Origin of the sequence: Exiguobacterium sp. s150 (genome assembly GCF_018618435.1) — a bacterium.
Taxonomy (GTDB): Bacteria; Bacillota; Bacilli; order Exiguobacteriales; family Exiguobacteriaceae; genus Exiguobacterium; species Exiguobacterium alkaliphilum.
Genome location: NZ_JACSMC010000002.1, coordinates 167,944 through 191,477, shown reverse-complemented (window position 1 = coordinate 191,477; position 23,534 = coordinate 167,944). Strand labels below are relative to the sequence as shown.

Annotated in this window: 25 protein-coding genes, 1 pseudogene and 1 riboswitch; of the genes and pseudogenes, 8 read left to right on the top strand and 18 right to left on the bottom strand. The window is 52.1% G+C overall.

Annotation, left to right across the window (positions count from 1 at the left end; genetic code table 11):
- Positions 1–49 precede the first annotated feature (49 nt).
- Positions 50–1,027 carry an NAD(P)/FAD-dependent oxidoreductase gene (locus KNP76_RS02565; protein ID WP_211780806.1) on the top strand — a complete coding sequence of 326 codons (978 nt, stop codon included), beginning with the start codon at positions 50–52 and terminating at the stop codon, positions 1,025–1,027.
- Between the two features lie 39 nt (positions 1,028–1,066).
- On the opposite strand, the gene KNP76_RS02560 is transcribed toward KNP76_RS02565, so the two are convergent.
- Together KNP76_RS02560 and KNP76_RS02555 are read right to left on the bottom strand one after the other, a co-directional pair.
- The gene (locus KNP76_RS02560; RefSeq protein ID WP_034804158.1) at positions 1,067–1,921 is read right to left on the bottom strand and encodes an NAD-dependent epimerase/dehydratase family protein; all 855 of its coding nucleotides are present in this window, start codon (positions 1,919–1,921) and stop codon (positions 1,067–1,069) included.
- A 108-nt stretch (positions 1,922–2,029) separates the two neighbouring features.
- The gene (locus tag KNP76_RS02555) at positions 2,030–2,386 is read right to left on the bottom strand and encodes a HesB/IscA family protein (protein WP_034804156.1); all 357 of its coding nucleotides are present in this window, start codon (positions 2,384–2,386) and stop codon (positions 2,030–2,032) included.
- A gap of 97 nt (positions 2,387–2,483) precedes the next feature.
- A riboswitch (FMN riboswitch) is annotated at positions 2,484–2,625 on the top strand.
- A gap of 161 nt (positions 2,626–2,786) precedes the next feature.
- Between KNP76_RS02555 and KNP76_RS02550 the strand changes: the two genes are divergently transcribed.
- Complete coding sequence (locus KNP76_RS02550) at positions 2,787–3,374, top strand: ECF transporter S component (protein ID WP_211780804.1); 588 nt, start codon at positions 2,787–2,789, stop codon at positions 3,372–3,374.
- Between the two features lie 129 nt (positions 3,375–3,503).
- A pseudogene (locus tag KNP76_RS16015) lies at positions 3,504–3,614 on the top strand (nucleotidyltransferase family protein); the annotation flags it as partial.
- Positions 3,615–3,825: 211 nt separating this feature from the next.
- Here the strand turns inward: KNP76_RS16015 and KNP76_RS02540 are convergent.
- The 3 genes from KNP76_RS02540 to KNP76_RS02530 form a co-directional block, all read right to left on the bottom strand.
- On the bottom strand, positions 3,826–4,371 hold the full coding sequence (locus tag KNP76_RS02540; protein ID WP_214842498.1) for a 2'-5' RNA ligase family protein: 546 nt from the start codon (positions 4,369–4,371) through the stop codon (positions 3,826–3,828).
- Between the two features lie 63 nt (positions 4,372–4,434).
- Entirely contained in the window at positions 4,435–5,646 is a 1,212-nt protein-coding gene (locus KNP76_RS02535; protein WP_214842496.1) for a NupC/NupG family nucleoside CNT transporter, read from the bottom strand.
- A 202-nt stretch (positions 5,647–5,848) separates the two neighbouring features.
- On the bottom strand, positions 5,849–6,085 hold the full coding sequence (locus KNP76_RS02530) for a YuzB family protein (protein WP_214842546.1): 237 nt from the start codon (positions 6,083–6,085) through the stop codon (positions 5,849–5,851).
- A 98-nt stretch (positions 6,086–6,183) separates the two neighbouring features.
- On the opposite strand from KNP76_RS02530, the gene KNP76_RS02525 reads away from it, so the two are divergent.
- Positions 6,184–7,239: an NAD(P)/FAD-dependent oxidoreductase gene (locus KNP76_RS02525; protein WP_214842495.1), complete on the top strand. Its 1,056-nt coding sequence runs from the start codon at positions 6,184–6,186 to the stop codon at positions 7,237–7,239.
- A 271-nt stretch (positions 7,240–7,510) separates the two neighbouring features.
- Positions 7,511–8,947, top strand: coding sequence for a S8 family serine peptidase (locus KNP76_RS02520; protein WP_211780802.1), 1,437 nt, complete (start codon positions 7,511–7,513; stop codon positions 8,945–8,947).
- Positions 8,948–9,021: 74 nt separating this feature from the next.
- Here KNP76_RS02520 and KNP76_RS02515 read toward each other — a convergent pair whose 3' ends face one another.
- Together KNP76_RS02515 and KNP76_RS02510 are read right to left on the bottom strand one after the other, a co-directional pair.
- A complete protein-coding gene (locus KNP76_RS02515) occupies positions 9,022–10,158 on the bottom strand; it encodes an RNA-guided endonuclease TnpB family protein (RefSeq protein ID WP_211780801.1) in 1,137 nt (378 codons plus the stop codon).
- 256 nt (positions 10,159–10,414) lie between these two features.
- A complete protein-coding gene (locus tag KNP76_RS02510) occupies positions 10,415–10,696 on the bottom strand; it encodes a DUF1462 family protein (RefSeq protein ID WP_034817266.1) in 282 nt (93 codons plus the stop codon).
- 102 nt (positions 10,697–10,798) lie between these two features.
- On the opposite strand from KNP76_RS02510, the gene KNP76_RS02505 reads away from it, so the two are divergent.
- A complete protein-coding gene (locus tag KNP76_RS02505) occupies positions 10,799–11,056 on the top strand; it encodes a NifU family protein (protein ID WP_232819607.1) in 258 nt (85 codons plus the stop codon).
- 19 nt (positions 11,057–11,075) lie between these two features.
- On the opposite strand, the gene KNP76_RS02500 is transcribed toward KNP76_RS02505, so the two are convergent.
- Positions 11,076–11,855, bottom strand: a complete 780-nt coding sequence (locus KNP76_RS02500) for a TIGR01457 family HAD-type hydrolase (RefSeq protein WP_214842493.1) — start codon at positions 11,853–11,855, stop codon at positions 11,076–11,078.
- A 4-nt stretch (positions 11,856–11,859) separates the two neighbouring features.
- The gene (locus tag KNP76_RS02495; protein ID WP_034817262.1) at positions 11,860–12,303 is read right to left on the bottom strand and encodes a DUF86 domain-containing protein; all 444 of its coding nucleotides are present in this window, start codon (positions 12,301–12,303) and stop codon (positions 11,860–11,862) included.
- A 158-nt stretch (positions 12,304–12,461) separates the two neighbouring features.
- Between KNP76_RS02495 and glpX the strand changes: the two genes are divergently transcribed.
- Positions 12,462–13,442: a class II fructose-bisphosphatase gene (gene glpX / locus KNP76_RS02490; protein ID WP_034817260.1), complete on the top strand. Its 981-nt coding sequence runs from the start codon at positions 12,462–12,464 to the stop codon at positions 13,440–13,442.
- A 169-nt stretch (positions 13,443–13,611) separates the two neighbouring features.
- Here the strand turns inward: glpX and KNP76_RS02485 are convergent, their stop codons facing one another.
- The 9 genes from KNP76_RS02485 to KNP76_RS02445 form a co-directional block, all read right to left on the bottom strand.
- A complete protein-coding gene (locus KNP76_RS02485; protein WP_214842485.1) occupies positions 13,612–14,817 on the bottom strand; it encodes a YibE/F family protein in 1,206 nt (401 codons plus the stop codon).
- 229 nt (positions 14,818–15,046) lie between these two features.
- Entirely contained in the window at positions 15,047–15,724 is a 678-nt protein-coding gene (locus KNP76_RS02480) for a DUF975 family protein (protein WP_214842483.1), read from the bottom strand.
- Between the two features lie 102 nt (positions 15,725–15,826).
- Positions 15,827–16,132 carry a hypothetical protein gene (locus tag KNP76_RS02475; RefSeq protein ID WP_214842475.1) on the bottom strand — a complete coding sequence of 102 codons (306 nt, stop codon included), beginning with the start codon at positions 16,130–16,132 and terminating at the stop codon, positions 15,827–15,829.
- Between the two features lie 156 nt (positions 16,133–16,288).
- Positions 16,289–16,663 (bottom strand): YutD family protein, encoded by a 375-nt coding sequence (locus KNP76_RS02470; protein WP_214842473.1) that lies wholly within the window; start codon positions 16,661–16,663, stop codon positions 16,289–16,291.
- Between the two features lie 49 nt (positions 16,664–16,712).
- On the bottom strand, positions 16,713–18,050 hold the full coding sequence (locus tag KNP76_RS02465; RefSeq protein WP_214842471.1) for a bifunctional metallophosphatase/5'-nucleotidase: 1,338 nt from the start codon (positions 18,048–18,050) through the stop codon (positions 16,713–16,715).
- A 15-nt stretch (positions 18,051–18,065) separates the two neighbouring features.
- Positions 18,066–18,911 carry a DUF72 domain-containing protein gene (locus KNP76_RS02460; protein WP_214842469.1) on the bottom strand — a complete coding sequence of 282 codons (846 nt, stop codon included), beginning with the start codon at positions 18,909–18,911 and terminating at the stop codon, positions 18,066–18,068.
- Between the two features lie 18 nt (positions 18,912–18,929).
- Complete coding sequence (locus KNP76_RS02455) at positions 18,930–20,111, bottom strand: MFS transporter (protein WP_214842467.1); 1,182 nt, start codon at positions 20,109–20,111, stop codon at positions 18,930–18,932.
- Positions 20,112–20,219: 108 nt separating this feature from the next.
- On the bottom strand, positions 20,220–21,539 hold the full coding sequence (gene brnQ / locus KNP76_RS02450; protein ID WP_214842465.1) for a branched-chain amino acid transport system II carrier protein: 1,320 nt from the start codon (positions 21,537–21,539) through the stop codon (positions 20,220–20,222).
- Positions 21,540–21,782: 243 nt separating this feature from the next.
- Positions 21,783–22,055, bottom strand: coding sequence for an acylphosphatase (locus KNP76_RS02445; protein ID WP_214842463.1), 273 nt, complete (start codon positions 22,053–22,055; stop codon positions 21,783–21,785).
- A 94-nt stretch (positions 22,056–22,149) separates the two neighbouring features.
- On the opposite strand from KNP76_RS02445, the gene KNP76_RS02440 reads away from it, so the two are divergent.
- Complete coding sequence (locus KNP76_RS02440) at positions 22,150–23,532, top strand: alanine/glycine:cation symporter family protein (RefSeq protein ID WP_214842461.1); 1,383 nt, start codon at positions 22,150–22,152, stop codon at positions 23,530–23,532.
- The last annotated feature ends 2 nt before the right edge of the window (positions 23,533–23,534 follow it).

The following is a 23,534-nucleotide window of genomic DNA, read 5'->3' as shown; positions in this document are numbered from 1 at the left end:
ATTGACGATTGTCATTATAATAAATGTATACGTTTTGAGGAGGAATTCGATGAAATCGACGAAAGATGTGATCATCATCGGTGGCGGCCCAGTCGGGTTGTTCACTGCATTTTATGCAGGTATGCGCCAACTCGATGCGACGTTGATTGAGAGCTTGCCACAACTCGGCGGCCAATTATCAACGCTCTATCCAGAAAAATATATATACGACATCGCCGGCTTCCCAAAAGTGAAAGCCCAAGATTTGATTGACCAACTGAAAGCTCAAGCCGATCAGTTCGAACAGGACTATCGCCTCGGCGAGACGGTGGAAACGGTCGAACGCCTTGAAGACGGCACGTTCCACATCACGACGAACAAAGATGAGTACCATACGAAAGCGATTATCATCACAGCCGGGAACGGGGCATTCGCCGCACGTCCGCTCGGTCTCGATGGATGCGAAGACTATGCGAACTTACATTACTTCGTCGACAACATGGAGAAGTTCCGCGATCGCCGCGTCATGATCGCCGGCGGCGGCGACTCGGCTGTCGACTGGGCGCTCATGCTTGAAGGCATCGCCAAAGAAGTGCACATCGTCCACCGTCGTGACCGTTTCCGCGCCCACGAACATACGGTCGAGCAGATGAAAGCCTCGACAATCAACGTCTGGACGCCGTACAACATCGAGTCACTCTCAGGAGAGACGCACATCGAGTCGGTCGAATTGACGGACAAAGACGGTGCGTCGAAGTTCATCGAAGTCGACGACTTGATTTGTAACTACGGCTTCGTCTCGTCACTCGGCCCAATCAAGAACTGGGGTATGGAGTTCGAGAAGAACACGATTCGTGTCGACTCACGTATGGAGACGACGGTCGCCGGCATCTTCGCCTGCGGAGACATCGCCACATACGAAGGAAAAGTCAAACTGATCGCGACAGGCTTCGGTGAAGCCCCGATTGCCATCAACCAAGTGAAGCAGCTCGTCGATCCGACGGCGCGTCACCCACAACATTCGACCTCGGTATTTGCCGGGAAATAAGTGATTCGGCCCCTCATCGATTGATGAGAGGCCGTTTTTTCATTTGCGAATCGTTTGGATGATGACCCGGTCGATCCAATCATCAAGTTTCGTGAAAACAAAGCCCGCCTTTTTCGCCTCGGCAATCGACATGTAATAGTCGACGTCCGTGTCGTAAGGCGAAGATTCCCCGTCTTTGATGATATGAACCGGCTTGTCGAGATGCTGACCGATTCGCTCCATGAGCGCCCCCATCGAGATGATCCCCTCGCTCGCCGCATTGAACGGCCCGGTCACGTTCGCCCGGCCGACCCATTCCAAGAAAGCGGCCGCTTCAAAACTTGAGATGAAGCCCATCTTCGCCTCCGGACGATGGAGGACGATCGGCTCTTCCCGGCGAATCGCATCGACGTAAAACTTGAGGCGGTCCGTATAGTCGTCAGGACCGAGCACAATCGGGAGCCGGACGGTCGCGACCGGGAATGAGGCCCGGTTGAAGAAGTACGATTCTGCCTCCCGCTTCCCTTGACCGTAATCGTGCTCGGCATCGAGATGATAGTCGTAATGGAGCGGGTTGAAGTCACTCTCCTTCAGCTCGGCGCCGGGTGCGTACACGGACATCGTCGACGTGAGCACGTACTTCCCGACTTGGTCCATGAACGCATCGGCTGCGATTTTCGCCTGATAGGGCGTGAAACAGATGTTGTCGTACACAAGGTCGTAACGTTCCCGTGACAAGTCTTTCATCGTCGCCACCGATTGACGGTCTCCTTTGATGGAGCGGATGCCTTCCGCCTCCGGCACTTGCAGTTGCCCTCGCGTCACAATCGTCACGTCGTCTCCCGCCTCTGCCAATCGAAGCGCCAGCCGTTTACCAAAATAGCGCGATCCACCGAAAATCAGTACTTTTCTCATCCTCCCTGCCCCCTTTTTCATCCTTCTGTCTCCAATATTCCCGTTCATTTCCTTGGAATAACCTACGAACAAAAAAAGGTCGCAGACGTATGTCTGCAACCTCCCCGTTCAGCAATCTCCTGGTGTCCCGGCGTTCGTCGCCGTCCGGAAACTCGAACCGCAACCGCACGTCGCGATGGCGTTCGGGTTTTTGATCGTGAACCCGCCACCGAGCATCGACTGCTTGTAGTCGATCTCGAGGCCATCGACGACACCGTGGTCGGCTTCGGCGACGATGACGCGGACGCCGTGATGGTCGAACTGGACGTCCTTGTCCGTCTTTTCCTCGTCGAATCCCATCCCGTATGACAGACCGGTACACCCACCGCCTTGTACTTTGATCCGTAAATACTGTCCATCGGGGCGTTCGGTCTGTTTCATCATATCGATGACCTGAAGCGCCGCTGATTCTGTCAAATGAATCATCTGAACTCCTCCTTCATTATCTTAACCTCAAGTCAACTCGCTTGAGATTTTGTGGATTATCTTGTATAACTAAACTGTAACAAAAAAAATTAAATCGTTCCATCTTCGGGGCAGGGTGAAATTCCCGACCGGCGGTATTGAAGACAAGTTCTTCTCAGCCCGTGAGCGAGCAAGGCGTTGCTTGCTGATTTCGTGAGATTCGAAAGCCGACAGTATAGTCTGGATGGGAGAAGATGGCGGCATCCGACCGATATTCGGATGTTTTCTTTGACGTGGTCTTTTCCGCGACGGGAAACATCTATTTCGTATGCGCGTAAACTCTCCCGATTGTTATGATGCAATCGGGTTTTTCTATGCGACGGGTGCCATTCATCAAGGAGCGACAAAAGGAGAGATTTTGATGAAAACAACGCGCAACAAACGATTGACTACACTGGTGACGTTATCGATGCTCGGGGCGATCTCATTCGTACTGATGCTCTTTAACTTCCCGCTGCCTTTCCTACCACCGTTCCTAAAAGTGGACTTCAGTGACATCCCAGCGCTCGTCGCCGGGATCGTCTTCTCGCCACTCGCAGGCGTCGTGGTCGTCGCTCTAAAAAACGTCCTTTATTATGTCTTTAACGGCGGCGGCGTTCCGGTCGGTGAACTTGCAAACTTCTTCGCAGGTGTCGCCTTCATGTATCCGGTCGCTTGGTTCTACCATAAACGTAAAACGAACAAAGCGCTCGCTTCAGGTCTTCTTGCCGGAACGATCACGATGGCGCTCAGCTTGGCAATCTTGAACTATTTACTCATCTTACCGGCATACGCGTTCTTCTTCGGGATGGCTGAGATGGCCGATCCGGCTGTGAAGACGAACCTCGTCCTTTATGGAATCTTGCCGTTCAACCTCATTAAAGCGTTGTTGATTACAGCATTGTTCGTCCCGCTCTTCATTAAATTGAAGCCGTGGATCGAACGCCAGCGCATGCAACTTCAAGCGTAACTGACAAGCACCTAGACCCCGGTCTAGGTGCTTTTTGTATAGGTACGCTATGCTAATGAGAGAATAGGAGGAGATGGATTGAACACGACTGAAGATGTGACCCATTTTTTAGAGACTGATGTGGAACTGATGCGTCTGTTGACAATCGTCGCTTCGCTCGGTTTACCCGATTGGTGGATTTGTGCCGGATACGTGCGGGCAAAAATATGGGATGACGCGCACGGCTACGAAGTACCGACCCCGGCCTTTGCGAACGACTCTTCACACCATCATATTTATCGAGCCCGGATCAATAAAAAGAATTGGCAAGCCACTTGGCCGAGACTCCATGAAGTGGATATACCTCGTCAGGAACGATAAACCCCCACCGTTTCCTGGTCAATTCCTTCTATCGGTCCTAGTCACATATGACAAACCTGACAGAAGAATGCACAAAAGTAACTTAGCTTTGTTACTTTTGTGCGGATAATTTCACTCTATGTAATACTCGAACGTGAACCGGTGTTACTAATTCAATTAATGCCACCTCTACAATTTTTCCAGCTATAGGTTTTACAATATCAGTACAATATTCAAAAGCATTTTTCATCTTTTCTTTAGACAATCTGTTTGCCAGTGTACAGTGCGGAATCCATGAGTCCGGTAAATATAAGGACTCAGCGTTATCATTAAACTCCCCAAATATACGATGATGCTCTAAGTGGAGGCTCCTCAATCCGGATGAGATTGTAGGTGAAAGAAAAAGTGCACTTGATTGAATGAACGTACCCAACGTACTAAATGTTAGATTTACAATCTCCTTCGATTGATAGTAGCTGTCCATCAGTTCGATATACGCCTCAACATTCAAACTACTGTAACTAGCTAATGTTATATGAGGTTGTCGATTCGAGACTTCATATGCATAAGAAGTAATTCCTTCTTGTTTCAAGCCTTCCCATACCTCTTGAATTCGTTTCTCCGTTTGTTCATCAAAAAGCGCTATCATTCCATACATATGTCATTCCTCCCCAAAAAAGAGTGACCACCGAAGTGATCACTCTGAGTATACCGTGTTTGATTAGAGAAGGAGTCCAGCGAGTGTCGCTGACATCAAGTTTGCAAGCGTACCTGCGAGGATCGCAAGGACACCCATCCGTGCGATGTCACCGCGACGGTTTGGCGCCATACCACCAAGACCACCGAGAAGGATCGCGAGCGACGAGATATTGGCGAATCCACAGAGTGCGAACGCCGTCATGGCTTCTGTACGAGCTGAAAGCTCACCTGTGCCAATGATTGGTGCGAACTCAGAGAAGGCAACGAACTCGTTCAAGACAAGTTTTTGTCCAAGGAAGCTACCGAACTGAACCGCATCTGCCCAAGGAACACCGATGACGAATGCGAGTGGAGCAAACACATAACCAAGAATCAATTGAACCGTAAGGTCACCGAATCCGAACAAGCCACCGATTCCACCGAGAATCAAGTTGACGAGTGCAATCAATGAAACGAAGGCAAGAAGCATCGCACCGACGTTCAAGGCGAGGAAGAGACCGTCCGAGGCACCGCGTGCGGCCGCATCGACGAAGTTCGCTGCTTTGTTCTCTTCATCTTCCGCGATTTCGATGTTGTCATCTGGCTCATCCGTCTCAGGAACGATGATTTTCGCGAACATGAGACCTGCTGGAGCAGCCATGAAGCTCGCTGCGAGCAAGTATGAAAGCGGGACACCAAGTTTGGCGTATCCAGCAAGTACCGAACCGGCAACCGAGGCGAGACCACCGACCATGACTGCGAAGAGCTCTGACTGTGTCATCGAAGGAAGATACGGTTTGATGACGAGCGGTGCCTCCGTTTGACCGACGAAGATGTTCGCCGTCGCCGAGAGCGACTCTTTACGTGACGTGCCGAGCGCTTTCGCGAGCGCCGTCCCGAGGATCCGGATGACCCACTGCATGACGCCGATATAATAAAGAAGTGCGATAAGCGAAGACATGAAGACGATAATCGTCAAGACTTGGAATGCGAAGACGAAGTTGTCCCCGCCTACAGCCGTACCGAAGACGAAGCTAATCCCTGCGTTCGCCGTATTCAACACGTTTTGAACCCCTTCCGAGATCCAAAGTAAGACGGCCCGCCCTGCTGAAGTGTAAAGGACCAGGAAGGCGAACAAGAACTGAATCGCGAACGCCGCTAAGACTGTGCGCCACTTGATGGCTTTACGGTTGGTTGAAAAGATGTAAGCGATTCCAATTAGTGCCAGAATACCAACCACACTCATGATTTTCATTGGTGTTGTGCTCCTTTCATATTAAGAAAAGCTATTATTTGTGTCATACCCGAAAAGAGATGTGTCCTACCGTTTGAAACGCTTTCTTTTTTTGATGTTAAACGTCAGACAACCTACATTCGAACCTCTTTGAATATAACAGACCGTTTTTAAAAAAGCAACGGGTCAAAAAGAAAAAAAGTCTGAAGAAACTCCAAACTTTTTACCATGCCATCTCTTCGATTTTTTCATATACGTTCGTCACGAGTTCTTCGGGCGTCTCTCCCGTCACGACTTCTCCATCGACGAGACAAAACAACTCGAGCGCACAGACGCCGCAATAGCCGGTACAACCGTACTCGACGACGTCGAGGTCAGGGTCGCTTTCGAGCTTGGCGCGGGCGATTTGAGAGCCCATCGCTAAGTTCGAGGCACAGAACTCGATGATTGGATTCATCATTGCTTTCACCGTCTTTCTTTCCTATAGAATCAGGAAAATGGTTCTTCTACGGCAGATTATAACATGATACAGTTAAAGAGTAACAAAGGGGGATTTTTATGCGCAAATTAGTCGTCTTAGGGGGCGGTTACGGGGGAATGCGTGTCATCGAACGTGTGCTCAGCCATCAGCTGAATGACATCTCGATCACACTCGTCGATCGCCTGCCTTATCATGGATTAAAAACAGAGTATTATGCTTTGGCCGCGGGAACGGTGTCAGATCGTGACATCCGAGTCGACTTCCCGGAAGGAATCGACTACATATACGGCCAAGTGACGGACATCGACACGAATGACAAAATGGTACTCCTTGCAAGCGGGGAAAAAGTTCCGTATGACGACCTCGTCATCGGGCTTGGCTGTGAGGACAAATACCATAACGTGCCCGGTGCAGCCGAATTCACGTATAGCATCCAAACGCTCGAAGAATCACGGAAGACGCAACAGGCCATCAACGGACTGTCGCCCGGTTCTGTCGTCTCGATCGTCGGGGCCGGACTGTCGGGCGTCGAACTCGCCAGTGAGCTCCGGGAAAGCCGTCCGGATTTGACCGTCCGTCTCTTCGACCGCGGTCCTTCCGTCTTGTCGTTCTTATCGAATCGCGTCTCGATGTACGTCCAAACCTGGTTCGAAGACCACGGCGTCGACGTGATCAACAACGCCAACATCACGCGTGTCGATGCGGACGGGCTATGGAATCACGACGACCTCTTCGCCTCAGACCTGATTGTCTGGACGGCCGGTATTCAACCGGTCGCCGTCGTCCGCAATCAAGGATGGGAGCTCGACGGCGGTGGCCGTGTCAAGTTGACGCCGCATCATCACGTCCCGGAAGCGCCGGACGTCTTCATCGTCGGGGATAACGCGAGCCTGCCTTACGCCCCTTCCGGTCAATTGGCAGAGGCACAGGCCGAGCAAATCGTCCAAGTGTTGCTCTGCAAATGGAAAGGCGTGGCATATCCCGACTTGCCAGCGATCAAACTCCGTGGGACGCTCGGTTCGCTCGGAAAGAAAGCCGGCTTCGGCGTCTTCATGGGCAAACAATCGCTCACTGGGAAAGTGGCGCGGTTACTCAAGTCAGGCATTCTCTGGAAGCATAAAGTCATTAAATAACGGTTCAGTTGAAGTCGCGACTTCCTTTATGGAGGTCGCGTCTTTTCACGTCCGGAACGTTTTGCGAATCCGCATGGGCGTGACAAAAGTCCTGAACCGATGTCCCCGTTTCCACATTTTTAATATTCAGAATATTGATACAATTGACATCTACATCCCAATGGAAATCCTTGTTACATTATGGACACGGCAAACAACATCCGTCGCTCGTCGCCTCATCGGACCGGCGGACGCGTCAATAACGCCTACATAACCTAAAGGGGGAACCACATTGAAGAAGAAAAAACTTTGCAGTACCGTCCTCGCCTCGCTTCTCGTCTTGTCATCTGCTCCACAAGTCGCGGATGCGTCTAGCGACAACGGGAAAGAACGTGTCATCGTCGTATTCAAGGATTCGGCCAAGAAGAACCCGCTCTCGATTCCTGGACTCGAAGTTCGTCAGCAATACGCGAACATTCCGGCCGCGGCGCTCGAAGTGCCAAAAGCTGCACTTAATGGCTTGAAGAACAACCCGAACATCGCCCACGTCGAAGTCGACCAAACGGTTCAAATCGAAAACCAGACACAAGACTGGGGCATTCCAAAGCTAAAAGCGCCGGCCGCTTGGCAAAGTGGATTCACCGGAAAAGGCGTCAAAATCTCCGTCGTCGATACCGGCATCTCGGCACACCCTGACTTAACGATCTCGGGCGGTGCCTCGTTCAGTAGCGTGACAAGCTCATACGCCGACGACAACGGTCACGGGACTCACGTTGCCGGAATTATCGCCGCTCGCAACAACAGCATCGGAACGGTCGGAATCGCCCACGAAGCGAGCATCTATGCCGTCAAAGCACTTGAAGCAAACGGTAGCGGTAGCTTATCGAGTATCATCGCCGGAATCGACTGGTCGATCTCGAATCAAATGGACATCATCAACTTGAGCTTAGGTACGACGAGTCACTCGTCAACACTTCAACAAGTCGTCGACCGCGCCAATAACGCCGGCATCCTCGTCGTTGCTGCTGCCGGGAACAACGGACGCGCCGACGGAACAGGCGACCTCGTCAACTACCCGGCTCGTTACAGCTCAGCCATCGCGGTCGCAGCGACGGATATCAACAACAACCGCGCCTCGTTCTCAGCGACAGGTAGCACGGTCGAAGTCGCAGCTCCAGGTGTGAACATCAACTCGACGCTTTACAATGGCGGCTACGGTCCATTGAGCGGTACATCGATGGCGACACCTTACGTCGCGGGTAACTTGGCGCTCATGAAACAAGCGTATCCATCACTCTCAGCATCGCAACTCCGCACACGCTTGTCGCAAGACGTCATCGATCTCGGTCCGACTGGTCGCGACACGTGGTTCGGTAACGGGCTCGTTCAAGCTCCAGCTTCTGGCGGCACATCGCAACCAGTTCAAGCGCTCGCAACGACGGTCACAACGTCAAAAGCAACGTACACTGCCGGTGAACAAGTCTCGATCTCATCGACGGTTCGTGATGCGAACGGTCAAGCTGTCGCCAACGCGGACGTCCGCGTGACGGTCACACAACCGAACGGCGCGACGTTGACAGGGACAGGCAAGACGGCAGCGAACGGTTCGATCACGTTCACGCTCTCGACGACGTCTTCTTCACAAAAAGGCACGTATCAAGTGAAATCAGACGCGACGCTCTCAGGCTACACGGCCGGTTCGGCGACGACGTCATTCCAGCTCCGGTGAACTACTCACCACTTATTCGCTTCGCAAATTGAAGTGGGAGCTTCTTGGGAAGACCGTGCTTTGACTAGCCACGGTTATGGGCCAAGCTCGTCGGGCAGTCCCTGCCCTGAAGACATGATTTCCTCGGCGAGGCACAACAGGTTGCGGCTCGCGTTGACGTCGCGGTCGTGGTGCGCGCCGCACGCGGCACACGTCCACTCGCGGATGTCCAACCCCTTCTTGCCGCCGTTCTCGCCACAGGCCGAACAGATCTGGGTCGAGGCGAACCATGGGTCGGCCTTGATCAGCGTCCGTCCGTAGAACCTGCATTTGTAAGAGAGTTGGCGGACGAACTCGCCCCATCCGGCGTCCCCGATCGACTTCGCCAGACGGCGGTCTTGCATCATCTCCCTCGCTCGGAGTGTCTCGACCACGACGACTTGGTTCTCGTCGACGATGCGCCTTGACAGCTTGTGGAGGAAGTCGTGCCGTCGGTTCTTGACCTGTTCGTGTCTCTTCGCGAGGAGGAGCCGGGCCTTCTCGCGGTTGTTGCTTCCCGGCTTCTTGCGGGCGAGGGCGCGCTGCGCTTGTTTGAGCCGCGCCTCGGCCTTTCGCAGGTTGCGCGGGTTCGGGACCTTCTCCGTGACGAGGTCGTCGTTCGTCATGGTGGCGAAGTGCTCCAGCCCGAGGTCGACCCCGATGATGTGCTCGGCCGGGACCCACGGCTCGTCGGCCTGCTCGACGAGGAGCGACACGAAGAACCTGCCCGTCCTCGTCATCGACACGGTCGCCGACCGGATCTCGCCGTCGAAGCCGCGGTGCTGTGTGAAGCGGACGAACCCGACCTTCGGGAGCCGTACGCGGTCCCCCTCGATGCGGATCGTGCCGTGCTGGTTGTTCGTCGTGTAGGAGGCGCGCGACCTCCGTCTCGACTTGAACACCGGGAAGCCGGCCGTCCCGGCGAGGAACCTCGCGAACGCCGCGTCGAGGTGCAGCTTCGCGTTCGCGAGCGCGAGGCTGTCCGCCTCGCACAGGAACGGGAACAGCGGCTTGTAGGAGGCCGGCGTCGGCGGTTTCCGCCTCGGCCCGCCGCCCGCCTTCGCCTCCTCGTGGATGGTGATGCGGTCCTCGAGCAGTTTGTTGTAGATGAAGCGGGCACAGCCGATCGTCTTGATTAGGAACTCGGCCTGTGCCGCGGTCGGGTGGAGCCGGTATTTGTAGCCTTTCAGCATATCCGCCCCTCCTTTGCCGGGTGTCAGGATGAGTCTCGTCCCATTCCGATACCCGCGGAGGGGGCGATGAAATCTGACGGAGTCACGAACTTTTGTTCGTCGTTCCGTCACAGCGGTGGCCGAAGGCGTCGGGGACAGGCGATTCATCTCCCACCTTCGCTGGGCTTCGCCCTGAGCCGCTTAGAGGTGGGAGATGAATCGCCTATTTTAGTTAAAAAAAGAGTCGGCCGCGTCCATTGGACACGTCCGACTCTTTTTACGCTTGATCGATGGCGGCATACACTTTCCGCAACTGGACGACCCCTTCGTCCACGACTTCCCCATTCAAGAGCACGAGCGGATAAAACCACTCATCTTGTTTGAGTGCCTCAGAAAACTCATCCTCGACCGTCTCGAAATCGATATATTCGAACTCGAAATGGTGCTCTGGATACTTGCGGCCGAGTGCGCTTTGCAACCATTCGTACGTTTCAATCGAACTCGGTGCCCCGACGCAACTCGCGCACTGGACTTCAGTCCCATATACTGTGATTTTCATGGCGATTCCCCCTCTTGTTTCTTATTATACAAAACGCGTTCCCGATGCAGGGATGGAAACGCTCAGCGTTAATGATTGAGAAACAATCTCAAACTTGCTAGAATGAAAGGGAACCAGAAAGGGGTAGATACCATGGAAATGTTCGATCAAGTCCAAGAAGTACTCGATAAATTACGCCCGTTCTTGCTTCGCGACGGCGGTGACGTCGAACTCGTCGATGTAGAAGAAGGCATTGTCAAACTCCGTTTAATGGGTGCTTGCGGCAGCTGCCCGTCTTCGACCATCACATTGAAAGCCGGCATTGAGCGCGCGCTCATCGAAGAAGTGCCTGGCATTGTCGAAGTCGAACAAGTATTCTAAACAAAAAGGGAGACGTGTGTCATCCCTTTTTTTCGTGCATCCACTTATCTAAACTCTCGACCATGTAGGTCGGGAGTTTTTCTTGTTCCCGGATGAACGCCGGTCCGTGGACGCCTGAGTTGACGTGAAGCGTCCGAATCCCGCCGTTAATGCCGAACAAGATGTCCGTATGGTAGTTGTCGCCGACCATGACGACGTGTTCTTTCGAGAGCCCGATCATCTCCAAGGCGATATCGACCATGACCGGTTCCGGCTTGCCGATGAAGAACGGCTCTTTCTCTGTCGTGACCGCGAGCACGGACGTGAGCGCCCCGTTCCCCGGTAAGAAGCCGCGTTCGGTCGGGATCGCGATGTCTCCGTTCGTTGAGATGAAGCGCGCCCCGCTTCGAATCGCGAGCGCCCCTTTGGCCAGCTTCTCATACGTGATGTGACGATCTAACCCGATCACGACGTAATCCGCTTTCGGTTCATCCGTTATTACGAAACCGCGCTCTTCAAGCGCGATGCGGAGCCCGTCTTCGCCAATCATGTAAACCGTCGCCCCCGGCGTCATCTTCTCGATATAACGTGCCGTCGCCATCGCACTCGTCAACACGTGCGCCGGGGTCACATGGACGCCCATCTTGACGAGCTTGTCCGCGACTTGGGCCGGCGTCATCGAGGCGTTGTTCGTCACGAACAAGTACGGGAACCCCGTCGCCTCAAGTCGGTTCACGAAATCGACGGCTGCTTGAATCGGGGCCGTCCCCGCATACATCGTCCCGTCTAAATCAAATAAATAGCCTTTAATCGTCTCCATCCAATCACTCGCTTTCTGGTAGAAATGCCGACACCGGCCCGAGCTCGACTTCAAGATAGCGTCGGACCTGTTCCGGGAACGCTCGGAAGTCCTCAAGTGAGGATGCGACCCAGTCATCAAACCTCGCGCTGTCGGACGTGACGAACTCGCGGACGTAGTAGGCGCGTAACGCCACCAACGATTTGGTCGCCTCCGCGGTCGTCGCATCGAGCACTCGCTCGTCGAGCAAGATGTCGACGATGTCCTCGTAACTCCCCGGATCACGCATGATGAACCCGTCAATCATCGAGTTCCCGACGTCAATGACGCCTTCCATCAAGTGGACGGCGAGCCGTTCCTTTGCCAGTTCGACCGTGAACGCGTCCCCGACGAGTCCATCGATTCGGTCGAGCATCGCTTCCATATGGGCCAATGTCGCATTGATTTTTTCTCTATTCACAAAATACATTCGAATCCCCCCTGTCCCTTATCATAATCTTTTTTGAAGAACGAGAAAAGAAACTCCCCTATTTACATCATTTCTTTTATTGTGATACACTAATTCACGGATAAACACTTTAATTAGTATGTCACATTAAATAGATATCACGTGGAGGGTACAACACTATGGAACGAGAATTAGCGTTAGAAATCGTACGGGCAACAGAAGCAGCAGCACTCGCCTCATCAAAATGGATCGGTCGCGGTCAGAAGAACGAAGCGGACGACGCCGCGACGTCGGCGATGCGAGAAGTGCTCGGCACAGTCAACATGGATGCGACGGTCGTCATCGGCGAAGGTGAACTCGACGAGGCGCCAATGCTCTACATCGGCGAGCGTCTCGGGACGACGTTCGGTCCTGAAGTCGACATCGCTGTCGATCCGCTCGAAGGGACGTCGATTGTCGCCAAAGGCCTCGGAGACGCGATGGTCGTCATCGCCGTCGCTGATAAAGGCGCCCTCCTCCACGCGCCAGATATGTATATGGACAAACTCGTCGTCGGACCGAACTTGAAAGGGAAAGTCTCGCTCGACGAACCGCTCGAATCGATCATCGAGAAGGCCGCCTTGTATAACGGAAAACGAATTGAGGAAGTGACGGTCATCATGCAGGACCGGGACCGTCATGAGCATTTGCGACAAGCGGCCATTCAGATGGGCGCCCGCGTCAAATTGTTCGAAGATGGTGACGTATCGGCTGGAATCGCTGCAGCCGTCAAATCGAACCCGATCGATATTTTCATCTCGACGGGCGGCGCACCGGAAGGCGTCATCACGGCAGCGGCCGTCAAAGCGCTCGGTGGCGATATGCAAGCTCGCCTGCACCCGATGAACGAAGAAGAGACGGCACGCGTCATCTCGATGGGGATTGAAGACCCGCTCCAATTGCTCACACTCGATGACCTTGTCAAGAGCGATGATTGCATCTTCGCCGCAACCGGTGTCACGACCGGTGAACTGCTCGACGGCGTCAAGTTCTTGACGGACGACATCGTCGAGACGACGTCGCTCGTCATGCGCTCGAAGACGAAGACGATTCGTAAAGTCGTCGCCGAGCATACGCTCTCACTCAAACCCTATTTGCAGAAGCAACCAGTGAACGTCTGATCAATCTGCTTTGAAACCTGTATGGCCTCTCCCTTTTTAAAGGGACGCCGTACAGGTTTTTTTCTGGTCGAACGCGTTTCGCTGGCAATCACCTCACAAAAAAGATGGCCCCAAAGCAAGACCGGGGCCACCTGATATGATCAGATTGATGAATCGTTTACGATATTCGTTATGAGCCTGTATCTCGGTCACCAATCCGAGTCGTTGAATCTTGCGCTGTCTGGATTTCTCCTTTACTAAGCAAGAACGCCGAGACGAGCGCCGTGATCGGAATGGCGAGCACGAGACCGATACTCCCAGCAAGCGTCCTCAGGATTTCCACACTATACAGTTCCATATGGATTAATTGACCGAAAGGATATTCATACGCATTCATCAGTAAGAGAATCGGCAAGGAGGCCCCGACATAAGCGAGAATCAACGTGTTCGCCATCGTACCCATGATGTCCCCGCCTACGTTCATTCCGGACTTGAACAGGTCTTTATACGTCGCGTGTTGATTGTTTCGTTTGATTTCCTCAAGCGATGAGGCAATCGAAATCGCGACATCCATGACGGCACCGAGCGCCCCGATGATGATCCCAGCGAGCAAGAGGCCGGATAAATCAATCGCGTTTTCTGAATCAAACATGCCGAGCATGATTTCTTCCTCCCCATGAAAACCGGACAGTTTCATCAGACTCATGAATAGAAAAGAAATCAAAGCTGCCGCACCTAATCCGCCGACCGTTCCGGTAATCGCAGCAAGCGTTTTCCGGGAAATACCACTTACGATCACGAACGCTAGCGTCGTGACGATGGCGCCGGTAACAAGAACTAGCATTACCGGATTATACCCTTCTAACAAATATGGAATCATAAACTTGAAGAGAATAAAGACGGTCAGCCCTAACGTAATGACCGACTTAAGACCTTTCATTTTCCCAAAGAGGAGTAACAGCGCGATGAATAACCCACCTAGAAGGTAGGTCGGCACATCCCTCGTGTAACCGATTGGGTAAGCGCGCGTGATTTCACCATTTTCGATTTGAAGTCCGACGGTAATGCGGTCCCCTTCCTTAAACCAAAAATTGCTGTTCGCAAAATACGTGTCGACATAATTGAAGCCTTCAATCTCGATTTCCTGGCCTTTGTACTCACCAGATAAGATCTCGACATTTAATAGCTGAAACTCTCGTTCCTCTTGTGTTATTTCCTCTATTTCTGTCCTCTCTTCAACGACTTCAAGGACGCGGGCAGTTGTATTGACGGTATCTGGCATCTCATACATCATTTCCTCTTCGCCTGGGTTCATCGGTGGTGGCGTGTAGCTTGCGAAGACAGAAGACGGAATCAGTAGAAGGGCAAAAATCATGAGGGTGACGAATCTAAACATGTTATTTCTTTCTCCTTTTTGTGCAATCAATATGACAACAATGAAAATATATTATAGCAAAGGAGTATGTTGATTCATCTCATGTCTTCATTTTTATATTGAACTGTAATATAAAAGGATCGGTTGTCTATTGATGCCACGTTAACGGATACGAATGGTATACGAGGATTCACCATTACAAAAAACGACCGTCCCTCGATTCGAGGGTCAGTCGCTTTCATCAAACGATTTAGAATCCAGTCGGGCCATCCGTCGAATGGTCCGTCATGAATTGTGATTCCGGGTGTTGCTCTTGTTGAATCGACTCGTAGAACGTTGCGTACGCCGTCGAGAAGTACGGATAGATGAACAAGAATCCGATTCCGAGCGTCAAAATACCGACGAAGAACCAACCGATGAACGACAAGACGAGTTTGAACGCTTCCATCTTGTGTCCATCCATCAAACGGCGCGACTCTGTGATTGCTTCGAGCGCAGACAGTTCCGGCTGATCACGCAACAAGTAATACGTGAGCGAGTAAGAGAACGATTTGATGATCCCTGGAACCACTAGTAACAAGGACCAAAGGAAAATGAAGATTCCCATCAAGATCGGTGCGAGAACGTGTTTCACGTAACTGTTACGAAACGGTGCGAACAATGTTGAGATGACGGGCTTATTCCCGCGTGATACGTCTTGCGCAATCCACGACCAGCCGATTGAAAGCGGCGCAATCAATAGCGATAAGACGAGCGAGACAAACGTGAGAATCGTCTCATTCGTCGTCGGCACCGTATCCGGGTCGACCGGGGGCGAAACGAATTGTGGAATGGCGTTCAGCGCCGTAAACACAATCAAGATTCCAGCAAGAAGCCACCATTTCCCTGCCAACATGTCACGTGCGTGTTTTTTCCATTGAGCTGTCATATCATCCATCCTTTATTATAGTCTTTCCTTAGTGTACGTGAAACAAATGAAAAAGTTTCACGAAAATACGAAAAAAGGGAAAAAGGTTTTCCCTTCTCCCTTTCAGTACATCACATTGCCTAAGAAAAACTGTGACATCGATAAAATCAATAAGAGCACTCCGATTGCAACCGCAGCAAGTGAGGTTGCTTTAAACAAACGCGTTCTTAAAAATGCATGTCGATATTCGAAGCGACGGATGAACAAGACGTGCGTTACTTCAAATAATAAAACCGCGGCGGTAAAATAAAAGGTCATGATGCTTCCAAGTCCGAAAAACAACATCGTCAACAGCCCTAACCCTAAATTGTGAATCCGTTTATGGACGTCGTCACGATCGCCGACGGTCGTCATTTGTGCGTGTTCCATCCACTCACCTCTTCCGAACCTTCAAAACGCTAAACAACATCTTACAAATAAGGTATCACAATCTTCAGGTGTCTAAACCTATCACAGCGTCTTTTCACGTAAACGAAACATTTTGGAAAAGGTTGTAATAAAAAAAGCGCTGATGTCATCAGCGCGTCATGTTTCAGAAGCATCTTCTTCTGCCTTCTTGAATTTCCGCTTCAATTTGAGCGGTTGTTTCGTCCCTCCAAAGACAGGACCGTCTTCCGACTCGTCAATCTCCGTCTCTTTTTTTAAGACGAAGACCGGACAACCGAAGTTACAGTACTCATACACGTAATCCATCATATGGTCGATTCGATTATCGTACGTGGCAAACTTCGATTTGGCCTCATAAAAACCTTTCAATCGAAGTTGACCATGTCCCCAATCCCCGACGATATAATCGTATTTATCGAGCACATCGCTATAACGCGCGATGAACGCCTCCTCGTCAAATCCGTCTCGCTTCTCTTCGATGACGGTATAGCCGTGGCGATTTACTCTAATCATGACTCACACCTCCACATTCTTATCATATCATGCGCGCTCCATTGCCGCCTCACCCTTTTCGCAGGACGTGGTGACGCTTAATCGTCTCATGCAACACGTCCCGTAACAGTTCCGGCATGAAGTAACGCTTTCGTTGCTCGGCCAAATACGGCAGGAGCGGTCCGAACGTGAACATGTCGACCGTTGCGATGCGATACGTGCGCGCCGCTTCAATCAGTTTACCGGAAATCGTCCACCGTCCGCCCGTCGACTCAATGTTATGGAGCGTCGGCAGCCCGAGCACGGTCCCGCGAAATCCGAGACCACGGACGTGCATGGAAGTGAACGCCTCTTCATGTACGTCCTCTAAAAAGCGGATGAGCGTCGTCCCGTCGAGCGTCAGCACACACGGGTTGATCGGGTGCGGACAAATCCGATGTAGCATATCGAGCGTCACATCGCCCGGCGGTAACCGGTCGAGCAATACACCGGACGGGATGACGCCAGCCTCGGCATCACACCATTCCGTCAGCCCGTCCGCCAACAGCTCGGCGATTGGAGATGGACCAAACCAATCCGACGCATAACCTGGCGTCACGGCGACGGTCACGTCCAATAATCGTTGCGCTTCTATGTATTCCTGTCGTAGCGTCTGCTCTGTCGGTCCATCGAACGGGCGGTCGGATAGATCGTGTAGGGTAGCCCGCTTCGCTATGACGCGCCCCGAGTCAACCGTCAATGTCACTTCCCCGACGTACTTGCCAAATTTCCCGGCCTGGGCGATTAAGACGCCGTTCTTCACGACACCGTCATCGAGCACGTGGTGCGTATGCGCCCCTAAAATGACGTCGAGTTGCGGGAACGCCGTGGCGAGCCGTTCATCGGCATAGAAACCGAGATGGCTCAACGCGACGATGATATCGCAGTCCGCGAGCAACTCGAGCGAGCGGGCGGTCGCCTCGTGCGGCGACTCGACTTGCCAGCCGAGTTCGGGATATAGCTCCTCATATGGCGCCGTCACCCCGAACAGGCCGATTCGCATACCGGCCCGTTCTAAGACGAGGGTTTCCGTCACCCAATCCGGACGTGTCCCGTCTTGATGGTATACGTTCGAAAGAAGTACCGGGAACGTCGCATCCTCATACAAGGCGTCGAGCCAATCGTGCGGGAACGTGATGCCTTCGTTATTGCCGATCGTCACCGCTGTCGGTTCGATTTCGTTGAGTAGGCGAACGTTGGCGTGTCCTTTCGTCACTTCCGTTGCCGGGTTCGTCCGGTCGGCATGGTCGCCAAGGTCAAAGACGAGCGTGTCCGCCTGTCTGCGTTCATTTAAAAACGAAACGAGTTGTGGCCACGCATGAAAGGTTGAATGTAAATCGTTGTAATGAAAAATCGAAATCGTATCCATGGCCGCTCCTTTCTTTTAAAACAAACTGATTTGGCTCGGCGCAAGTTCATACTCGGTACCGAGAATCTCAATCAAGCGCTTCGCGTTCGGTACAGCGTCGCCGGCCGAGTTGTTGTTGAAGTACACGTACACTTCCTCTGCATCTTCGTCGACTTTTTTAAGCGCTTCTGCCAACTGTTGCAACTCTTCTTCACTATAGCGGTACAAACATCGGACGTGACGCCATTCCTGGCTCGTCATTCCCGGTTTTCGGAGCCAACCCGCAGTGTTTCGTCCATGCAAACGGACGACAGCGACCGATGGATGGGTCACGACCGGGACGAACGGGATACTGCTCTCTTTTGTCTGCGGTTCGTCACAAATCGTATTGATGAACCGTTGCTCGGTCAAGAAGGCGAGCGTCCGGTCCCGGAACGCCTCAGAGAACCAAGTCGGGTTGCGAAACTCGATAGCGACCTCATAGTCGGCGAGCTCTGCGCGAATCGTCCGCAAATAGTCGAGATGCGGTTTCGAAACATCGAACCACGGTGGGAGCTGAACGAGTACTGCTCGTAACTTCCCGGCCTGTTTCAAAGGTTCGACCGAAGTCCGGTACCGTTCGAAGATTTCGGTGAGCGGCAATTTCGGTTCTCGGTCATGTCCGCTCATTTCCCTGGAAACTTTGACGACGAACTGAAACGTGTCCGGTGTCTCATGATTCCATTTCTCATAATTTTTGACCGGTTGAATCGCATAGAACGAGGAATCCACTTCTACGGTTGGAAAATGCCCGGCATAAGTCGACAGTTTATGTTTTCGTTCTTCCGGGGTCGTATAGAGGAGATCATGGTCTCCCCACCCGGTCACACCGATATAAATCATCGTTCATCCCTCCTCCGTTTACTGTTCGAACGTAGCGACCCGTTTCCGTTTGGTCCAGTTCAGCGTCCCCCCGAACGTGATTAAGAGTAAGGTGAGACCCATAATGAACGGATAGCGCATATCAATATCAAATGCAATGCCAGCGAGCGTCGGGCCGACGATGTTTCCGATACTCATATAGGCGTTATTCATCCCCATCGCGAACCCTTGTTCTTTGTCGGCCATTTTCGATACGAGCGTGTTGAGCACTGGACGAAGGATGGACGTCGACAAGAAGATGATCAGCGTGACGGCGAAGAAAATGGCATATGACCCCGCAAACAGCGAGAACAAGAAGCCGAGCGCCGCGAGCATGATGAAGATGAGGACGACTTTGATTTCCCCGAACAATGACACGAGCCGATCGACGGCGAACAGTTGCACGATGACGCTGACGATACCCGTCCCCGTGATCATGACCGCAATCTGTTGCGGTGTCGCGCTGAACGTCTCGCTCACGAACAAGCCGAGCACGGATTCATAGGCCATGAGCCCGAACGCCATGACCAAGTTGATGACGAGGACGAAGAAATAAGGTTTCCTCGTTGAAGAGATCAGCTGGCGCGGCAGCGATTCGGTGTCGGACGTGACTGGTACGATTTCTCGATCCGGTTCTTTCAAAAGAATGATGGACGAGATGACGGCGACGAATGAGACGATTGCCGACAAGAGCAGCGGCGCTTTCAATCCGAACTCGGCAAAGAAGCCGCCGATTCCTGGTCCGATGACAATCCCGAGCGACATTGCCGCGGAAATATAACTGTTCCCTTTCGCCCGTTGCTTGAGCGTTGTGATATCCGCGACGTAGGCAAAGATGGCCGGGATGAGAAGTGCTGCCCCGACACCCCCGATTGCCCGAGAAATAAGTAAGACGGTCAAGTTATCAGATAAGTAAAAGACACCCATCGAAATCGTGAAGCCGATCAATCCGGCGATAATCATCGGACGCCGGCCGTACACATCGGCCCACTTCCCGGCTACCGGCGACATGAGCAGCTGCGCACCGGCAAAGACGGAAATCATCAGCCCGGCAGCCGTCCCGCCTTCGCCGATCATCTTCAAATAGTCAGGGATAATCGGAATGATGATTCCGAAACCTGCGACGGCGATGAACATGTTGAGCATGAGAATCGCCAATTGTTTATTTTGTTTTTTAGTCAACGTTTGTCACTTCCTTTTCACCTATTCATTTTACTTGTTCAGGATTGGAATGAGCAAACGATAAGACAGCAAAAACCCATCCTTGACCAGAGGATGGGTTCGACTCAATTATGAGATGCGTGATTGGACGAGTCGCTCACGCGATTGTCGTTTCGGAAGAAACAACGTGATTACGTAGACGATTAACGTCGGAACTGCCCAGGCGAGCCCGATCTCAGCCATTGGCAAGTTCGTGATCCAAGCCGTCACAGCTGACGGCTGTAAACCATGCGCCGTCTCGAAAAGCGAGAGCACGAGCGCCGTGTATACGGTCGCTTTCATTGCAACATGAGGGTTGCGTTGAAGTCGTTCTGTGATTGAGACGAGGACGAGTGCAATCATAACTGGATATAAAAGAATGAGAAGTGGTACGGCGATTTGAATCAACGTATTGAGTCCGACGAGAGAAATCAAGTAGCCGAATAGTGTCGTTGCGATCACGACTTGATAGTACTTAAGCGACTTAAACGTCGTGCTGATGAAACGAGAGAACTCTGTGATCAGGCCAACTGCTGTCGTCAAACAAGCGAGGAACACGGTTGCTCCAAGAGCGAGCATCCCAACTTGACCGAATGAAGAGCCAGCAAACGTTTGAAGCAATGTCGCACCGTCTGTCGCCCCTGTGACGCCTGCCATATTCGCACCGATTGAGCCGAGCGAGATATAGACGAGCATCAAACACGTGACAGCAAGGATTCCTGACGTACGAAGAAGCGAAGACGCTTCTTTTTGATCAGACATCCCGTTCGCTTTAAGCGTGACGAGTACGATGGCCCCGAAGACGAGAGCGCCGAAGACGTCCATCGTCAAATACCCTTGTTTGAACCCTTCACCGAGCGCTCCAATCCACGTCTCGTAGCCTGCTGCCGGAGCTGACGGCGTCCCGAGAGGAGCCACGAAGTTCGTGATTCCAATCGCCGCAAGCAAGAGCAGGAGGATTGGCGTGATGATGCGACCGATGATTTCAATCAACTTCTGAGCACGGAGCGTCAAGAAGAATGTCAATCCGAAGAAGACAGTTGAGCTGAGAGCGAGCGTGAGCGTCGATGGTGCACTTAAGAACGGCGCAAGTCCCATCTCATACGTGACGGCTGCCGTCCGTGGAATCCCGAAGAACGGTCCGATTGCCACGTACATTAGTCCCGTCAAAAGGAGCGCTAGTCGCTTCGGAATATACCGAGCGATTTGATCAGACCCTCCACCGACTCGCGCAACCGCGAAGAGTGCTAGGAGTGGGAGACCAACGCCAGTAATGACGAAGCCAATCATGGCCGGAATGAGGTTCTCACCCGCCATTGCCCCTAGCATCGGTGGGAACAGTAAGTTCCCGGCCCCGAAGAATAACGCGAAAATCGTAAACGCTAACGGGAATAATGTCGATTTTTTCATACAACTACCTCCACATACATTGTAATACCTTCCGTGTAAACATTCGTGATAAATGACTAAATTTTCTGACAAATAAGCGCTTGGTCTATTTCATTATACACACTTTACTTTTTTTGACCACCCTATCCGTAAAAAAGATGTTTATTTTTTGGGAAAGTGGATTTTTCATCACAAAAAGCTCCCTCGTTTGAGAGAGCAAGCCCAGTTGTCAAGCCGTTATATTGGAATTTGTTGAACAATTGGTCAATAACGGATATCGAATTTTTGATGCCCTTCTTCAGCTATATCTGTTTCCTCGATTCGTTCGACCCCGACGAAACGATTCCCGTCTCGTAACGCCTGTTTAAACGAGTCGAACTGTTCCTCCTCCGCCTCGGCATGAATCTCAACTGTTCCGTCACTCAAGTTGCGAACCCATCCTTTCACTTTATATGCGAGCGCGGTCGATTGGGTAAAGTAACGGAACCCGACACCTTGGACGCGCCCGGATACGATGAGACGTTTCGCAATCGTCATATAAGTTCTCCTCCTTTTATTCAAGCATTCAGGTTTAATCGCAAGTGAGATAGGAAACAATATATAAGTAAAATAATGGAACAGGAGTGATTCGGTGAATGTACTAATTAACAGCGTGACCACATTTTCAGATTGGCTTTGGGGTGTCCCGATCATCTCCCTTCTCGTCTTGTCTGGTATCTTTCTCACGATTAGATTAGGTTTTTTCCAATTTCGATACCCGTTATACATAGTGAAGCAAACGTTCGGCAGTGTGTTCAAAAAACCAAAAGGTGAAGGTGACATCAGTCCACGACAAGCCTTGACATCTGCCTTGTCTTCAACAGTCGGTGCCGCGAACATCATCGGTGTACCAGCAGCGATTATGTTCGGGGGACCGGGTGCGATTTTTTGGATGTGGGTCATCGCCGTCGTCGGAATGGCCATCAAATTCTCCGAGAGCGTCCTCGCTGTCCGCTATCGCGAGAAAAATGAGGCCGGTGAGTTCGTTGGCGGACCGGTCTATTACATGGCGAAAGGGTTGAACATGAAATGGCTCGCCTCATGGTTCGCCTTCGCGCTCATGATTGAACTTATTCCGAGCATCATGGTACAAGGCAACGCCGTCAGCTCAGCCGTGCGCGAGACGTTCAACGGCAACACGTTGATCACAGGACTCCTCGTCGCAGCGCTTGTCGGTGTCGTCGTATTTGGTGGGTTGAAACGGATCGCAAAAGTTACGGAAATCGTTGTTCCCGTCATGGCGCTCGTGTATGTCGGTGCCGGACTCGTCATCGTTTTGATGAACATCACGCAAATTCCAGACGTGCTCGGACTCATCTTCTCGTATGCGTTCCAGCCGATGGCCGCACTCGGTGGTTTTGCAGGTGCTGCTGTCGCTGAGACGATTCGTTGGGGCTTTGCCCGCGGACTTTACTCGAACGAAGCCGGGCTTGGTACGGCGCCAATCGCCCATGCGGCTGCGCAAACCGATCATCCGGTGCGTCAAGGTTTCTGGGCGGTTATTGGAATCGTCATTGATACGCTCATCATTTGTAGTACGACAGCCTTCGTTGTCTTGTCATCAGGTGTCTGGACACGTGACGGAGCAATGAGTGATCCAGCTGCGTTGACGACAATCGCGTTCCGTGAATACTTTGGGTATACAGGCAGTCTACTCGTCACCATCTCACTCATCTTCTTCGTCTTGTCGACGATTATCGTCATCATCTTTTACGGCTCACGCCAAGCCGAGTATTTATTCGGATTGAAGGCAGGTTTCTTCATGAAGATCGTCTACATCGCATCCATCGTCATCGGTGCGATCGGTGGAGCCCAAGTGATTTGGAACTTCCTCGATTTGATGCTCGCAATGATCCTCATCCCGAACATGATTGCCGTCTTGCTCTTGAGCGGTGAAGTGAAGCGACTGACGACCGAGTTCTTCACGTCAGAGAAATACTATAAGAAAGACGTCGCCGAAGAGAACGCGTCGTAACA

Excerpts from the sequence above, each read along its gene's own strand:
- KNP76_RS02495 (WP_034817262.1), bottom strand. The coding sequence starts at position 12,303 with ATGTATTTTGTGAATAGAGAAAAAATCAATGCGACATTGGCCCATATG.
- KNP76_RS02460 (WP_214842469.1), bottom strand. The coding sequence starts at position 18,911 with ATGATTTATATCGGTGTGACCGGGTGGGGAGACCATGATCTCCTCTAT.
- KNP76_RS02470 (WP_214842473.1), bottom strand. The coding sequence starts at position 16,663 with ATGATTAGAGTAAATCGCCACGGCTATACCGTCATCGAAGAGAAGCGA.
- KNP76_RS02485 (WP_214842485.1), bottom strand. The coding sequence starts at position 14,817 with ATGTTTAGATTCGTCACCCTCATGATTTTTGCCCTTCTACTGATTCCG.
- KNP76_RS02465 (WP_214842471.1), bottom strand. The coding sequence starts at position 18,050 with ATGGATACGATTTCGATTTTTCATTACAACGATTTACATTCAACCTTT.
- glpX (WP_034817260.1), top strand. The coding sequence starts at position 12,462 with ATGGAACGAGAATTAGCGTTAGAAATCGTACGGGCAACAGAAGCAGCA.
- KNP76_RS02510 (WP_034817266.1), bottom strand. The coding sequence starts at position 10,696 with ATGAAAATCACAGTATATGGGACTGAAGTCCAGTGCGCGAGTTGCGTC.
- KNP76_RS02525 (WP_214842495.1), top strand. The coding sequence starts at position 6,184 with ATGCGCAAATTAGTCGTCTTAGGGGGCGGTTACGGGGGAATGCGTGTC.
- KNP76_RS02565 (WP_211780806.1), top strand. The coding sequence starts at position 50 with ATGAAATCGACGAAAGATGTGATCATCATCGGTGGCGGCCCAGTCGGG.
- KNP76_RS02560 (WP_034804158.1), bottom strand. The coding sequence starts at position 1,921 with ATGAGAAAAGTACTGATTTTCGGTGGATCGCGCTATTTTGGTAAACGG.
- KNP76_RS02480 (WP_214842483.1), bottom strand. The coding sequence starts at position 15,724 with ATGACAGCTCAATGGAAAAAACACGCACGTGACATGTTGGCAGGGAAA.
- KNP76_RS02505 (WP_232819607.1), top strand. The coding sequence starts at position 10,799 with ATGAAAGGGAACCAGAAAGGGGTAGATACCATGGAAATGTTCGATCAA.
- KNP76_RS02535 (WP_214842496.1), bottom strand. The coding sequence starts at position 5,646 with ATGAAAATCATGAGTGTGGTTGGTATTCTGGCACTAATTGGAATCGCT.
- KNP76_RS02550 (WP_211780804.1), top strand. The coding sequence starts at position 2,787 with ATGAAAACAACGCGCAACAAACGATTGACTACACTGGTGACGTTATCG.
- KNP76_RS02500 (WP_214842493.1), bottom strand. The coding sequence starts at position 11,855 with ATGGAGACGATTAAAGGCTATTTATTTGATTTAGACGGGACGATGTAT.
- KNP76_RS02540 (WP_214842498.1), bottom strand. The coding sequence starts at position 4,371 with ATGTATGGAATGATAGCGCTTTTTGATGAACAAACGGAGAAACGAATT.
- KNP76_RS02445 (WP_214842463.1), bottom strand. The coding sequence starts at position 22,055 with ATGACGATTGCGAAACGTCTCATCGTATCCGGGCGCGTCCAAGGTGTC.
- KNP76_RS02555 (WP_034804156.1), bottom strand. The coding sequence starts at position 2,386 with ATGATTCATTTGACAGAATCAGCGGCGCTTCAGGTCATCGATATGATG.
- KNP76_RS02530 (WP_214842546.1), bottom strand. The coding sequence starts at position 6,085 with ATGATGAATCCAATCATCGAGTTCTGTGCCTCGAACTTAGCGATGGGC.
- KNP76_RS02515 (WP_211780801.1), bottom strand. The coding sequence starts at position 10,158 with ATGCTGAAAGGCTACAAATACCGGCTCCACCCGACCGCGGCACAGGCC.
- KNP76_RS02475 (WP_214842475.1), bottom strand. The coding sequence starts at position 16,132 with ATGGAACACGCACAAATGACGACCGTCGGCGATCGTGACGACGTCCAT.
- brnQ (WP_214842465.1), bottom strand. The coding sequence starts at position 21,539 with ATGAAAAAATCGACATTATTCCCGTTAGCGTTTACGATTTTCGCGTTA.